The 13520-nt window shown below is 68.7% G+C and carries 14 protein-coding genes; 8 read left to right on the top strand and 6 right to left on the bottom strand.

Features of this window, described 5'->3' with window-relative positions; translation table 11 throughout:
* Position 1: 1 nt before the first annotated feature.
* Positions 2-1114 (bottom strand): NADH:flavin oxidoreductase/NADH oxidase, encoded by a 1113-nt coding sequence (locus ACQ860_RS14785; protein ID WP_431304101.1) that lies wholly within the window; start codon positions 1112-1114, stop codon positions 2-4.
* Positions 1111-1926 (bottom strand): DUF2272 domain-containing protein, encoded by an 816-nt coding sequence (locus ACQ860_RS14780; protein ID WP_431304100.1) that lies wholly within the window; start codon positions 1924-1926, stop codon positions 1111-1113. Before ACQ860_RS14780 ends, ACQ860_RS14785 begins: the two co-directional genes overlap by 4 nt.
* 58 nt (positions 1927-1984) lie before the next feature.
* On the opposite strand from ACQ860_RS14780, the gene ACQ860_RS14775 reads away from it, so the two are divergent.
* On the top strand, positions 1985-3421 hold the full coding sequence (locus ACQ860_RS14775; RefSeq protein WP_431304099.1) for an FAD-dependent oxidoreductase: 1437 nt from the start codon (positions 1985-1987) through the stop codon (positions 3419-3421).
* A gap of 4 nt (positions 3422-3425) precedes the next feature.
* On the opposite strand, the gene ACQ860_RS14770 is transcribed toward ACQ860_RS14775, so the two are convergent.
* The 4 genes from ACQ860_RS14770 to aroA form a co-directional block, all read right to left on the bottom strand.
* Positions 3426-4154, bottom strand: a complete 729-nt coding sequence (locus ACQ860_RS14770; RefSeq protein ID WP_431304098.1) for a response regulator transcription factor — start codon at positions 4152-4154, stop codon at positions 3426-3428.
* Between the two features lie 340 nt (positions 4155-4494).
* Positions 4495-6213, bottom strand: a complete 1719-nt coding sequence (gene rpsA, locus ACQ860_RS14765; protein WP_431304097.1) for a 30S ribosomal protein S1 — start codon at positions 6211-6213, stop codon at positions 4495-4497.
* A gap of 231 nt (positions 6214-6444) precedes the next feature.
* Positions 6445-7080 (bottom strand): (d)CMP kinase, encoded by a 636-nt coding sequence (gene cmk, locus ACQ860_RS14760; protein ID WP_431304096.1) that lies wholly within the window; start codon positions 7078-7080, stop codon positions 6445-6447.
* Entirely contained in the window at positions 7077-8426 is a 1350-nt protein-coding gene (gene aroA, locus ACQ860_RS14755; RefSeq protein ID WP_431304095.1) for a 3-phosphoshikimate 1-carboxyvinyltransferase, read from the bottom strand. Before aroA ends, cmk begins: the two co-directional genes overlap by 4 nt.
* Positions 8427-8512: 86 nt before the next feature.
* On the opposite strand from aroA, the gene ACQ860_RS14750 reads away from it, so the two are divergent.
* The 7 genes from ACQ860_RS14750 (at position 8513) to ACQ860_RS14720 (ending at position 13454) form a co-directional block, all read left to right on the top strand.
* Positions 8513-8839, top strand: a complete 327-nt coding sequence (locus tag ACQ860_RS14750) for a TIGR02300 family protein (protein ID WP_431304094.1) — start codon at positions 8513-8515, stop codon at positions 8837-8839.
* Positions 8840-8920: 81 nt separating this feature from the next.
* A complete protein-coding gene (locus ACQ860_RS14745; RefSeq protein WP_431304093.1) occupies positions 8921-9457 on the top strand; it encodes an invasion associated locus B family protein in 537 nt (178 codons plus the stop codon).
* Entirely contained in the window at positions 9454-10653 is a 1200-nt protein-coding gene (rlmN, locus tag ACQ860_RS14740) for a 23S rRNA (adenine(2503)-C(2))-methyltransferase RlmN (RefSeq protein ID WP_431305763.1), read from the top strand. Before ACQ860_RS14745 ends, rlmN begins: the two co-directional genes overlap by 4 nt.
* Before the next feature lie 49 nt (positions 10654-10702).
* On the top strand, positions 10703-11875 hold the full coding sequence (locus ACQ860_RS14735; RefSeq protein ID WP_431304092.1) for an MFS transporter: 1173 nt from the start codon (positions 10703-10705) through the stop codon (positions 11873-11875).
* Positions 11876-11927: 52 nt separating this feature from the next.
* Positions 11928-12173 (top strand): antitoxin, encoded by a 246-nt coding sequence (locus ACQ860_RS14730; RefSeq protein WP_431304091.1) that lies wholly within the window; start codon positions 11928-11930, stop codon positions 12171-12173.
* Positions 12173-12571 (top strand): type II toxin-antitoxin system VapC family toxin, encoded by a 399-nt coding sequence (locus ACQ860_RS14725; RefSeq protein WP_431304090.1) that lies wholly within the window; start codon positions 12173-12175, stop codon positions 12569-12571. The genes ACQ860_RS14730 and ACQ860_RS14725 overlap by 1 nt, the downstream gene beginning before the upstream one ends.
* Before the next feature lie 58 nt (positions 12572-12629).
* Positions 12630-13454: a trypsin-like peptidase domain-containing protein gene (locus tag ACQ860_RS14720; RefSeq protein WP_431304089.1), complete on the top strand. Its 825-nt coding sequence runs from the start codon at positions 12630-12632 to the stop codon at positions 13452-13454.
* Positions 13455-13520: the final 66 nt, after the last annotated feature.

Raw genomic sequence — 13520 nt, 5'->3', positions numbered from 1 at the left:
CTTACAGCGCCGGCAGCGGCTTGCCGATCTCCGGGTCCGTCTTGAACTTGGCGAGGCTGCCCCAGGCGCGGTCATATTGCGGCGGGATCTTCAGCGCATCCACCCGGCCCAGCGCCACCGCGGCGTTCACCACCCAATAGGGGTCGCGCAGGAAGGCGCGGGCCAGCAGGATCATGTCCGCCTTGCCCTCGTCCAGGATGGCCTGGGCCTGGGCCGGCTCGGTGATGAGGCCGACGGCCATGACGGGAATGCCCGCCCCCTTCTTCACGGCCTCCGCCCCCGGCACCTGGTAGCCCGGGCCGAGCGGAATCTTCTGGCCGGCATCCAGGCCGCCGGAGCTGACATCCACGATGTCCACGCCCAGCGCCTTGAGCTGCTCGGCCAGCATCACGCTCTCTTCCGTGGTCCAGCCGCCCTCGACCCAGTCGGTGTGGGAGATGCGGACGCCGAGGGGCATGCTCTCCGGGATCACGGCGCGCGTCGCGCGGGTGATCTCGCGCAGCAGGCGCGTGCGGCCCTCGAAATCACCGCCCCAGGCATCGTTGCGGAGGTTGGAGATGGGCGAGAGGAACTGGTGCACCAGATAACCATGCGCCGCGTGCAGCTCGATGAAGGTGTAGCCGGCCTTGACCGAACGTACCGCCGCATCGGCGAAGGCCTGGATGGTGCCGAGGATCTCCGCCTCGCTCATCGCGCGCGGGGTGGCATAGCCCTGGAAGGGCGTGGCGCTGGGGGCCAGCGCCTCCCAGCCCGGCACGGCGGGGCCGGCTTCCCAGGCGGGAAGGCGGCTGCCCTTGCGACCGGAATGAGCGAGCTGGATGGCCGGCACAGTGCCCATGGCGGCCATGGCGGCCACCAGGCGCTGGTGGCCGGGCAGCTGGTCATCGCTCCAGATGCCGAGGTCGCCCGGGCTGATGCGGCCCTCGGGCGTCACCGCCGCCGCCTCGGTCATCACCATCCCCGGGCCGGCGACCGCGCGGGAGACGAGGTGGGCGAGGTGCCAGTCGGTCGGCTTGCCGTCCTCATTCGCGCAGTACTGGCACATGGGCGAGACGCCGATGCGGTTACGGAAGGTGACGCCACGCAGGGTGAGCGGGCTGAACAGGTCGGTCATGAGCGGAGGTCCTGGAGATTGAAAGGCGGCGTGCGGCCGAGGCGGTTTTCCATGATGACGAGAAACGGCCGGGGATCGGGCAGCAGCCGCCCCTCCCCATCCGTCGCCCAGCGCATGAGCGCCACGCTGTCGCTGACATTGCCACCCACCGCCTCCACCACGCCAGGGGCGGCATGGACGACGATGTCGCAATGCATGGGACGGAAGCGCCCGCGCTCGACCGCGCGCTCGGCCCAGTTCCGCAGCGGCCGGCTGGAGCGGTCACGGCAGACGAGGTCTCCGGGAGCGGGGGCATGGAGGGCCGGGTCGCGCGGCAGGAAGGGCGCCTGGACGGGCCAGGCGGCGGCCAGCGCGTCGAGGTGGTCGAGGTAGCGGGCATGGGCGGCATCGGGCGCGAATTCCGGCGCATCCACCCCGGCGGCGCCGATCACCCAGGAGATGAAGGCGGCGGACCAGAAGGGCTCGGCCCACAGGTTGCCGCCGCCGGTGCCGGCCAGGGCGCGTTGGTAGCGGGCGCGGTTGGACGGGATCGCCTCGTGCGATTGCGGCACGCTGCGCCAATAGGCCAGCACACGGGGGAAGTTCTCGGGCGCGCTTTCGGGGCGGGCGGGCTCGGTGGGCGTGCAGGGGAGTGCGGCGGGGCCGGGCAGGCCCACGGTCATGCAGCCCCAATCCTGCCACTCCCCGAGGGCGAGGCGCAGCATCCGCTCACGCGCGGCGGGCGGGTAGCTCAACGGCTCGGGCAGCGTCGCCACAGGCGGCGGGGCCGCGCAGGCGGCGAGCAAGGCCAGCAAGGGCAGGAGGCGAAGCACCCGCCGTCTCTGCCAAAGCCTATCCTTGTGGGCAAGACGGCCTATGCTGCGCGTCGCCATGTCCGACACGCCAGAGAAAGAAGGCGGACGCCTCTTCTTCCGCAGCGAGACCTTCGCGGCGGACCCGAGGCGCAGCCGCCGCATCCCCACAGGAGAAGCGGTGCCGGAGCCCGCGCGCGACATCCCGCTGCATGCGCGCTGCGACGTTCTGGTGGTGGGGGGCGGGCCCTCGGGCGTGGCCGCCGCCGTCGCATCCGCGCGACAGGGGGCGCGGACCATCCTGCTGGAGCGGCACAACCATCTGGGCGGGCTCTCCACCGGCGGGCTGGTGATCTGGATCGACCGGATGACGGACTGGTCCGGCCAGCGCGTGATCCGCGGCTTCGCGGAGGAGTTTCTCGACCGGCTGCCCCAGGGCGCCGTGAACGGCCCCTCCCCCGCGCTCTGGGGTGCGCGGGATGCCGCGACAGCCGCCTGGTGGGCGGCGCGGACCAGCGCCTTCCACGGCGTGGTGACCCATTCGCCCACCTGCGACCCGGAGGCGATGAAACTCGCCGCGCAGGAGATGGTGCTGGAGGCCGGGGCGGAGCTGCTCTTCCATGCCTGGGGCGCGGAACCGATTGTGCAGGGCGGCGCGGTGCGCGGCGTCTTCTTCGAGTCCAAGCAGGGGCGGCGCGCCATCCTGGCCGGGGTCACGGTGGATGCGACGGGCGATGGCGATCTGTTTGCCCGCGCCGGCGCCGCCTTCAACGACGATGTGGATGAGCGCGACATCCATCATTGCATGAACACGAGCTGGCTCTTCGGCGGCGTGAACATGCCGCGCTACCAGCGCTGGCGGACGGAACACCCCGATCAGTTCAGCGCCTTCCTGCAGCGCGGGCGGGAGCGGACGCGCTTCTTCGACAAGGCCTTCGCCTCCTGGCGGGAGGATGTGGCGCTGTTCATGGGCCCGCGCCTCTCCGGCTATTCCGCCGTGGATGTGGATGACCTGACGGCGGTCGAGATCCAGAGCCACCGGCTGATGGCGGAGCATCTGGCGCTGTACCGCGAGGGCGCGCCGGGCTTCGAGCACGCCTATATGATGCTCTCGGCGCCGCAGCTCGGCGTGCGGCATGCGCGGCGTCTGACAGGCGTGGCGGCGGTGACGCGGGGCGATTGGGACGGGCGGGTCTGGCCGGATGAGATCGGCGTCTCGCCCAGCCTTTCGCCGAAATTCCCCAATGTCTCGGTGCCTTATGGCGCGCTGGTGCCGGCGGCGCTGGACGGGCTTCTCGCGCCAGGGCGGCATCTGAGCTGCGATGCCAACAGCCACTCCTTCCTGCGGGAGATCCCGCAATGCTGGATGACGGGCCAGGCGGCCGGGGTGGCGGGGGCGCTGGCGGTGGCGCGGGGGGTGGCGCCGCGCGCGGTGCCCATCGCGGAATTGCAGGCGGCGCTGCGGGCGGGCGGGGCGCATCTCTCGGCTCCCGCCCCGGAGCGCGCCATCGCCTGAGCCGTCAGGCGGTGGCGAGGCGGCTTTCGCCCAGGCCCGAGCGGGCGGCGGCGCTGTTCCCCGCCGCGTCGCGGATGATGTAGCCGCGGCCCCAGACCGTGCCGATCACGTTGTTGGCGCCGGCCGTCTGCAGCTTCTTGCGGAGCTTGCAGACGAAGACGTCAATGATCTTGCTGTCCGGCTCATCCATGCCGCCATAGAGGTGGTCGAGGAAGTTCTCCTTGGAGAGGACGGTGCCGCGCCGCATCAGCAGCAGCTCCAGGATGGCGTATTCCTTGCCGGTCAGGTGGACGGCCCGGCCCTGGACCGCAACCTCCTTTGCGCCGAGGTCGAGCGAGAGGGGGCCCATCTGGATGCGCGGCTGGCTGAACCCCTTGGAGCGGCGGATCATCGCCTGCAGGCGGGCCACCAGCTCCTCCGGCTCGAAGGGCTTGGCCAGGTAGTCATCGGCGCCGACCGAGAGGCCGCGCACCTTGGCCTGGGTCCGCGCCACGGCGGAGAGCATCAGCACCGGCGCCTCGATCCGCGAGGCGCGGAGCTTGGTGACCACGTCATACCCCTCCATGTCGGGGAGCATCAGGTCCACGACCACCGCGTCGTAGTCGTAGAGGCGGGCGAGCTCCAGGGCCTCGGCCCCGCAATCGGCCACGTCCACCACCATCCGGTGCTGCTGGAGCTGGAAGGTGATGCCGCGGGCGGCGGAGCGGTCATCTTCGACAAGAAGGATACGCATTTCCAGGGGATCTCCACACGTTTTGCGTGTGGAGATTTACCACCATGACGCGAACTCGCCAAGGGAAATTCAGCTTTTGGTGTGTCTTTAAAAAAATAAATTTCATTAAACGGTATCAAATGCCACATTTCCCGCAAAAATCCTGATTCATCGAGTCAGTTTCGTCCGCAATCCGAGGCTCGTTAATGAATTTGCCGCAAACCTCGGATCAGTCTCGCAATTGAGTCTTTTGTCTCGCCATTCGATGCGCTTTCGACCCGTTCCAGGCCGCGCACAACAAAAAAGGGCGCCCCTCGCAGGGCGCCCTTTCCCGTTCCGAGCGGCTGCGAGCCGCGCGGGATTACTCCTCGCCGGCCATCTCGCGGCGGCGGCGGATGGCCGCGCCCAGGATGTCGCCCAGCGAAGCGCCGCTGTCGGCCGTGCCGAACTCCTTCACGGCCTCGCGCTCCTCCTCGATCTCCTTGCCCTTCACGGTCAGGGAGAGGCGGCGGGCGGCGCGGTCCACGGCGGTGATCTTCGCATCGACCTTCTCGCCCACGGCGAACTTGTCGGGGCGCTGGTCCTGGCGATCGCGCGCCAGCTCCGCACGGCGGATGAAGCCGGTCAGCACCTCGTCGATCTTCACCTCGATGCCATTGGCCTCGATCTTGGTCACGGTGCAGGTGACGATGTCGCCCTTCTTCACCTTGTCCAGGACCTCGGCCGCCGGGTCGGCGGCGAGCTGCTTGATGCCGAGCGAGATGCGCTCCTTCTCGACATCCACGTCGAGAACCTTGGCCTTCACCACATCGCCCTTCTTGTAGCCGGCGATGGCGGTCTCACCAGGCACGTCCCAGCTCAGGTCGGAGAGGTGGACCATGCCGTCCACATCCGGGCCCACGCCGATGAACAGGCCGAACTCGGTGATGTTGCGGATCTCACCCTCGATCTCGCTGCCCAGCGGGTGGTTCTGCAGGAAGAGCTCCCACGGATTGCCCTGGGCCTGCTTGAGGCCGAGCGAGATGCGGCGCTTCGGCTCATCCACGTCGAGGATCAGCACGTCCACCTGCTCGGAGGTCGCGACGATCTTGCCGGGGTGAACGTTCTTCTTCGTCCAGGACATCTCGCTGACGTGCACGAGGCCCTCGACGCCCGCTTCCAGCTCCACGAAGGCGCCGTAGTCGGTGATGTTCGTCACGCGGCCGGAGAACTTGCCGTTCACCGGGTACTTGATGGCGACGCCATCCCACGGATCGGACATCAGCTGCTTCATGCCGAGGCTGATGCGCTGGGTGTCGCTGTTGAAGCGGATCACCTGCACCTTCACGGGCTGGCCGATGGTCAGGGCCTCGCTCGGGTGGTTGATGCGGCGCCAGGCGATGTCGGTCACGTGCAGCAGGCCGTCCACGCCGCCCAGATCCACGAAGGCGCCGTAATCGGTGATGTTCTTCACCACGCCGTCGAGCACCATGCCCTCCTTCAGGCCCTGGACGAGCTCGGCGCGCTGCTCGGCGCGCGTCTCTTCCAGCACGGCGCGGCGGGAGACGACGATGTTGCCGCGGGCGCGGTCCATCTTCAGGATCTGGAAGGGCTGCGACTGGCCCATCAGCGGGCCGACGTCACGCACCGGGCGGATGTCCACCTGGCTGCCCGGCAGGAAGGCGACGGCACCGCCGAGATCAACCGTGAAGCCACCCTTCACGCGGCCGAACAGCACGCCATTCACGCGCTGGTTGGCGGCGAAGGCCTTCTCGAGGTTGGTCCAGGACTCCTCGCGGCGCGCCTTCTCACGCGACAGGACGATCGAGCCGTCCTTGTCCTCATAGCGCTCGACGAACAGGTCCACCACGTCGCCGGGCTTCACCTCGGGCTTCATGCCCTGGGGCGCGAATTCCTTGAGCGGAACGCGGCCTTCGCTCTTCAGGCCGACATCCACGACGGCATAGTCATCATCGATGCGGATGATCTTGCCGGTGACGACGGAACCGGCGAAGCCGGTGTTGGCGCCCAGCATCTCATCGAGGAGCGAGGCGAAATCTTCGGAAGCCGCGCGCGTGGCGGGGCTGTTGGCACTTGCCATGTAGAGTTTGTGTCCTGGGTCTTGTGCGGGGCGGCGCCCCGCATGCCGGTCTTGCGCCACGCCCCGCCCATGGCGGTGCATCACGGCTTGCGGCGCCAATTCCTGATCATCAGGGGGGAGGGCGACCGCCGGGTCCGGGGCGCGTGTCGGTCCACCCCAATCCGGCCAATGGCCTGATCAGGCCATGACAGGCGCTACATCCGCCGAGTTGGGCGGAGCGTCAAGGGAAATTCACCGAAAGCCCGAGGATTCCACGATTCGGAGCGCGGCGGCGAAGGCGGCCTCGGCGTCCAGAGCACTTGTATCCAGCGTGACCGCATCCGGCGCCGGGCGCAGCGGCGCCACGTCCCGCGCGGAATCCCGGGCGTCGCGCGCCGCCATCTCGGCCGCCACCTGTTCGAGCGGCGGGGCCGCGCCGCGCGCGGCGAGCTCGGCATGGCGGCGGCGGGCGCGTTCCTCAGGGCTTGCGGTGACAAAGAGCTTCACCTGCGCCCCGGGGAAGACCACCGTGCCGATGTCCCGCCCGTCGAGCACGGCGCCATGCGCCTGGCCGAAGCGGCGCTGGAAATCGAGCAGCGCCGCGCGCACGCCGGGAATGGCGGCCACCTGGCTCGCCGCCGCATCCGCGGGCGGGCCGCGCAGGTCACCGCGATCCAGGTCTGCGGGTTGCAGCGCCTCGGCGGCGGCGGTCGCATCGGCCGGGTTGGCGGGGTCGCCCCCCGCATCCAGCACGCGGCGGCCGGTGGCGCGGTAGAGCAGGCCCGTGTCGAGATAGGGCAGGCCGAGATGGGCCGCGAGGCGGCGCGCCAGCGTGCCCTTGCCGGCCGCCGCCGGCCCGTCCACCGCGATGATGAGCGGCCGGCTCATGCCGTCGCGATGGCCTCGGCGCCGACCGCCTGGTTCATCAGCGGGATGAAGTTCGGGAAGCTGGTGGCGATGAACGCGCCGTCATCCACCCGCATGGGGTCGCGGCAGGCCAGGCCCAGCACCAGCGCGCTCATCGCCAGGCGGTGGTCCATCTGGGTGGCCACCACCCCTCCACCCGGGGGCGGCCCGCCGCAGCCCTGGACCAGCAGGTCATCGCCCTCGATCGCGCATTCCACGCCGGCGGCGCGCAGCAATTCGGCCGTGCCGGTCAGGCGGTCGCTTTCCTTCACCTTCAGCTCGCTGAGGCCGCGGAAGCGGCTGGTGCCGGTGGCGCAGGCGGCGGCGACGGCGAGGATGGGGTATTCGTCGATCATGCTGGGCGCGCGTTCGGCCGGCACGTCCACGGCCGTGAGGCCCGTTGCGCTGACGGTGAGGTCGCCCACGGGTTCGCCGCCCTCCAGGCGGGGCGCGCCCACCTCCAGCACCGCCCCCATCTCGCGCAGGGACTGGAAGAGGCCGGTGCGCAGCGGATTGAGGCCGACATTCTCGATGACCAGCTTCGAGCCCGGCACGATCAGGGCGGCGACGACGAAAAAGGCGGCGGAGGAGGGGTCGCCCGGGACCATCACGGGGGCGGCGCGCAGCTCGGGCTGGCCGTCCAGCTCGATCACGCGGCCATGGCCCTGCGCGGCGACGCGCACCGTCGCGCCGAAATGCCGCAGCATGTTTTCGCTGTGGTCGCGCGTCGCTTCCGGCTCCACCACGCGCGTGACACCCGGGGCGCAGAGCCCAGCCAGCAGGCAGGCGCTCTTCACCTGGGCGGAGGCGACGGGCAGCGTGTAGTCCAGCGGCAGCGGCTCGCGCGCGCCCTGGATGGCGAGCGGCAGGCGCCCGCCCTCGCGGCTCCAGAAGCGGGCGCCGGTGGCGGCGAGCGGCTCGGTCACGCGCTTCATCGGGCGACGGCGGAGGCTGGCATCACCCGTCATCACGGCGAAGATCGGGTGGCCGGCCAGCAGGCCGCAGATGAGCCGCGCGGCGGTGCCGGAATTGCCCATGTCCAGCACATCGGCCGGCTCGACGAGGCCGCCGATGCCGCGGCCGGCGACGCGCCAGCGGCCGGGGCCCAGATGCGCGACCTCGGCCCCCAGCAGGCGCATGGCGGCGGCGGTGCGCAACACGTCCTCGCCCTCCAGCAGGCCCTCGATCTCGGTGGTGCCGATGGCCAGCGCGCCGAACATGAGCGCGCGGTGGCTGATGGACTTGTCGCCCGGCACGGACAACCGCCCGGAGAGGCCCTTTCGGGCCGGGAGGGAGCGCAGCGGGGTGGGGTCGGAACCATGGGACATGAGAGAGGGTTTGACACCGATGCGCGGCCCGTGGCAATGCGCCCCGCCCTCCCGTCGGGGAGTGGGCAAAAGGAACAGAGGGCTCCATGGCAAAGCCTGATCTCGGTTTGAAGCGCGTCTGCGTCTCCTGCGGCGCCAAGTTCTACGACATGGCCAAGGTGCCGGCCGTGTGCCCCAAGTGCGGCACCGAGCAGCCGGCCGAACAGCCGCGCCTGCGCCGCTCGGCCAACATCACCCCGGACGACAAGCTCAAGAAGCGCGCCGCCGCCGCCACCGAGGTGGATGGGGACGAGGTGGAGCTGGACGACGTGGAGGCGGATGCCGGCGTCGAGGATGCGGACGAGCTGGAGGACGAGGACGACGCGATCGACGCCGAGATCGAAGTCGAGTCCGACCGCGAGGAAGAGGGCTGATCGGCCCCATGGAGCAGGATGTGTGAGCAGGGTTGCGCGCTTCGCCGTTGCGATGCGCCCCGCCCGCTCGTAAGGAGCGCCATGCGCCGTCTTCTCCTGCCTGCCACCCTGCTGCTGCTCATCGCGCCGCTGGCCGAGGCACAGCAGGCCAACCGCGCCGCGCCGCAGTCGCCCCGGCCCTCACGCCTGGGCGACTACCAGTCCTGGACCGCCGCCGCCCATACCGAGAGCGGCCAGAAGGTCTGCTACGCCTTCACCCGCGCCCGCAGCCTGGATGGCGTGGGGGGGCGCGATGCCAACAACGTCATGCTGCTGGTGACGCACCGCCCCGGCGGGCGGGACCAGGTGGCCGTGCGCTCGGGCTACAACTTCCCGCGCGGGGCCGAGACGAAGCTCTTCGTCGGCCAGAATGAGTTCGCCTTCTTCACCGCCAGCGACAATTCCTTCGCCCGCGATGGCCGCGCCGTTGTGGCGGCCCTGCGCGGCGGGCGGGAGGCGGTGCATCGCGGCCCGGGTCCCAATGGGCGCGGCCAGGCGACCGACACCTTCGCGCTGGCCGGCTTCACCCAGGCCTATGAGGCGATCGGCCGGGAATGCCCGCCCCCGGCCCGGCGATGAGCGCCAGCAAGGCCTTCACCCCGCATTCCCGCGTCGCTGCCAGCGACGGGCTCACCGAGGCCGAGCGGGACCGAATCCTCGCCAAGGCCGCGCTCTTCGCGCCGCCGCCCATGGTGGACGCCGAAGGCCGGCGCGAGCTGGTGGGGCTGACGCGCGAGGAACTGGCCGAGGAAATGGCCGCGATCGGCGAGAAGCCCTTCCGCGCCAAGCAGCTCTGGCACTGGATCTACCACCAGGGCGTGCGCGATTTCGCCGCGATGAACAGCATCGCCAAGCCGCTGCAGGCCAAGCTGGCGGAGCGTTTCGTCATCGGCCGGCCCGGCATCACCACCGAGCAGACCAGCACCGACGGCACGCGGAAATGGCTGTTCCAGTGGCGCGACGGGCAGCAGGTCGAGACCGTGTACATCCCCGAGAGCGACCGCGGCTCGGTCTGCATCTCGACGCAGGTGGGCTGCACGTTGTCCTGCACCTTCTGCCACACCGGCACGCAGAAGCTGGTACGCAACCTGGGCGTGGCCGAGATCGTGGGCCAGTTCCTCGCGGCGCGCGATTCCTACGGCGAATGGCCGACGCCCAAGGGCGAGGAAGGGCGGCGCCTCTCCAACATCGTCGTCATGGGCATGGGCGAGCCGCTCTACAATTATGAGAATATCGCCCGCGCTCTGACCATCCTGATGGATCATGAGGGCGTGGCCCTCTCGCGCCGGCGGATCACGCTCAGCACCTCGGGCGTGGTGCCGATGATGGACAAGTGCGGCGCGGAGCTGGGGGTGAACCTGGCCGTCTCGCTGCATGCGGTGCGGGATGAGCTGCGCGACGTGATCGTGCCGCTGAACCGCAAATACCCCATCGCCGAGCTGCTGGGTGCCTGCCGCCGCTATCCCGGTGCCTCCAACGCGCGGCGCATCACCTTCGAATACGTCATGCTGCGCGGCGTGAATGACAGCGAGGCCGAGGCGCATGAGCTGGTGCGGCTGCTGCGCGGCATTCCGGCCAAGGTGAACCTGATCCCGTTCAACCCCTGGCCCGGCTCGCCCTACCAGACCTCCACGCCCGAGGCGCTGCGGAAATTCGCCGCCATCGTGAATGATGCGGGATATTCCAGCCCGATCCGCCGGCCACGCGGGCGGGACATCCTGGCCGCCTGCGGGCAGCTCAAGACCGAATCCGAACGGGCGAAGCGGGGCGCGTGAAGAAAAGGGCCTCCGGCGGCTGGGGCCACGGGCCCCAGACCCCATTCCGTTGAGCGCGGCGCCTTCCGTTTCGATCTGGCTTGTGGCGCTGGCGGGCTTCGCCTCCGGCTCGGGCATGCGGATCATGGATCCGCTGCTGCCGCTGGTGGCCGCCGATTTCGGGGTGACGGTCTCGGGCGTGGCCATCCTTATCGCGGCCTTCATGCTGACCTATGGCGGCGGGCAGGTGGCCGTGGGGCCGCTGGGCGATCGCCTCGGCAAGCTGCGGGTGGCGGCGGTGGCGCTGATGCTGTTCGGCAGCTTCACCGTGCTGGCGGAATTCGCGACGAGCCTGACGCAGCTGACCCTGCTGCGCGCGGCGGGCGGGCTGGTGGCGGGTGCGGTCATCCCGCTGCTGCTGGCGCATATCGGCGACACGGTGCCCTATCACGAGCGCCAGGCGGTGATCGGGCAATTCCTGATCGGCAATGTGATGGCGCAGATGCTGACGGGGCCCGTCTCGGGCATTCTCGGCCAGCATTTCGGCTGGCAGACGAGCTTTCTCGTCTTTGGCTGCTTCACCGCCTCCATCGGGCTGCTGCTGGCGGCGCGGCTCGGGCCGCAGATGTGGCGCGGCACGCCGGATGGGGCGCGGGGGCAGTCCGGGCTGATGGCCTATGCGCGGCTGCTGCGGAACCCCAATGCAAGGCGCCTGCTGCTGGCGGCCTTCCTGGACGGCGCGTTGCTGTTCGGCGGGGCCTTTCCCTTCATCGCCTCCTTCCTCATCGAGGATTTTTCGCTGTCCGCCGGGGAGGCGGGGCTGATCGTGGCCGCCTTCGGGCTGGGGGCGCTGGCCTACACCCAGATCGCGCGGCGGATGGTGCGGCGGTTTGGCGAGCGGGGGCTGCTGCTTTGGGGCGGGCTGGGGCTCTCGGCCGGGCTGGCGCTGACGGCGGTGGCGCCGGGCTGGGGCGTGATCCTGACGCTGCAATTGCTGCTGGGCTTCTGCTTCTACAGCTTCCACGGCGTACTCCAGGCCCGCGCGACGGAAGCCATGCCGGAGGCGCGCGGCACCGCCGTTTCGGCCTTCGCGATGGCGCTTTTCATGGGGCAGACGAGCGGGAGCCTGATCTTTGCGGGCGTGATCGCGGCGACGGGCTATGCGGGGGCGTTTGGCATCGCGGCGGCGGGGATGGCGGTGTTCGCGGTGTGGGTGCGGGGCCAGGGGCCACGCGCGGCTTGAAGTGGCCGGCTGCGGTATCTATCTTTGGTAGGTATCTTTTGGAGCACCTGCCATGGACACCGCCAAGCTCTTCTGGACCGGCCGCTCCCAGGCGGTGCGGCTGCCCAAGGAATTCCGCTTCGAGGGCGAGGCGGTGCGCATCCGCCGCCAGGGCAACGCTGTAATCCTGGAACCGGTGGCGCCGGATTGGGCTTGGCTCGACGGCGTGGCTGGCGCGCTGGATGCGGATGCCGCGCAGGCCGCGCTGGAACAGCCTGACGCGCAGGCACGGCCGGGGCTGGATGAATTGTTCCGCTGATGGCCTTCCTGCTGGACACCAACGCCGTCATCGCCGTGCTGAAGGATCCCGCCGCGCCCATCGGGCTGCGGCTGCGGCGATGCCGGCCGGCGGAGGTCTTCGTCTCCGCCATCGTGATGCACGAGTTGTTCTGCGGCGCCTTCAGGAGCGCGCGGGTGGAACGGAACCTCGCGGTGGTGGAGGGGTTGCGCTTCGGCGTGCTGGAATTCAGCCGGGAGGATGCGCGAGCGGCGGGGGAAATCCGGGCCGCGCTGGCGGCGCGGGGGGCGCCGATCGGGCCCTATGACGTGCTGATCGCGGGGCAGGCCGTGGCGCGGGGGCTGGTGCTGGTGACGCGGAATGGGGCGGAGTTTGGCCGGGTGGTGGGGTTGGTGGTGGAGGATTGGGAGGGATCGTAGGATGGGTTTGGTCACAGTTGATGAGTGGTCGCGCCGATCAGTTCCACTAAAGCTTCGCATGGCCGGACAGGAAATTTCCACTGCAACCGGCTTTTTTTGGCATGCCGCGGACGGCTTTTATCTCATCTCCAATTGGCATGTGTTTTCTGGTCGACACACAAAGACCTTTCAACCTCTTGATAAATCACATTCCACAATCCCGGACGAAATTTTCTATCCAAGATTTATAAGTAATGCCGACCCCACTCAAATCGAATGGTATTCCATCTCTGTCAATACGCTGTCACCGTCACACGCAAATTGGCTTGAACATCCGGTTTTCGGTTCAGATGTTGATATAGGTGCCATCAAGATCGCAGATAGACGCGATTTTTTTGGAAATAGCGGATTGAAAACTGTAATATGGGAAGCAGGGGGGGTTAGAGGAACGCTTTCGAAGGAGCTTATCTCTGGATTTCAGTATTTTGGTCCAAGGCGAGAGATGGGTGATGATTTATTTGTAATTGGCTTTCCGTTCGGCATGAACCAAACAGACCATTTTCCTATCTGGAAGCGGGCTTCTGTTGCAAGCGAGATGGATTTTCTGATCGGAGGAAAGCCCGCGTTTTTGATTGATACTGCCGGGAGACCAGGTATGTCAGGCTCTCCTGTCATATTCGTCGAGCCAATGGAGCCAGTATCAATTGGGTTGGTTCGGTCTCGAAAGGCCACATTTATGGGTATTTACTCTGGGCGCCATGTTGGCGAACGAGATTTTGAAGCTCAATTGGGAATAGTCTGGCGGGAAGAGCTCATCAACGAGGTAGTTGAGGGAGGGAAGCAGGCGCCCACAACGCTCGCCGAGTTGGAGCGAGAAGCTGTCACGCGAGGGGAGCGCCGCTAGCCGGACCCTCCACCTCTGCACCTTGCCCCGCCCGCCATCCGCTGGCATCCACCTCCGCACAATTTC

This window comes from Sediminicoccus sp. BL-A-41-H5 (genome assembly GCF_050632405.1).
Taxonomy (GTDB): Bacteria; Pseudomonadota; Alphaproteobacteria; order Acetobacterales; family Acetobacteraceae; genus Roseococcus.
Note: the sequence above shows the minus strand (reverse complement) of the source record. Positions and strands in the feature narration are given on the sequence as shown.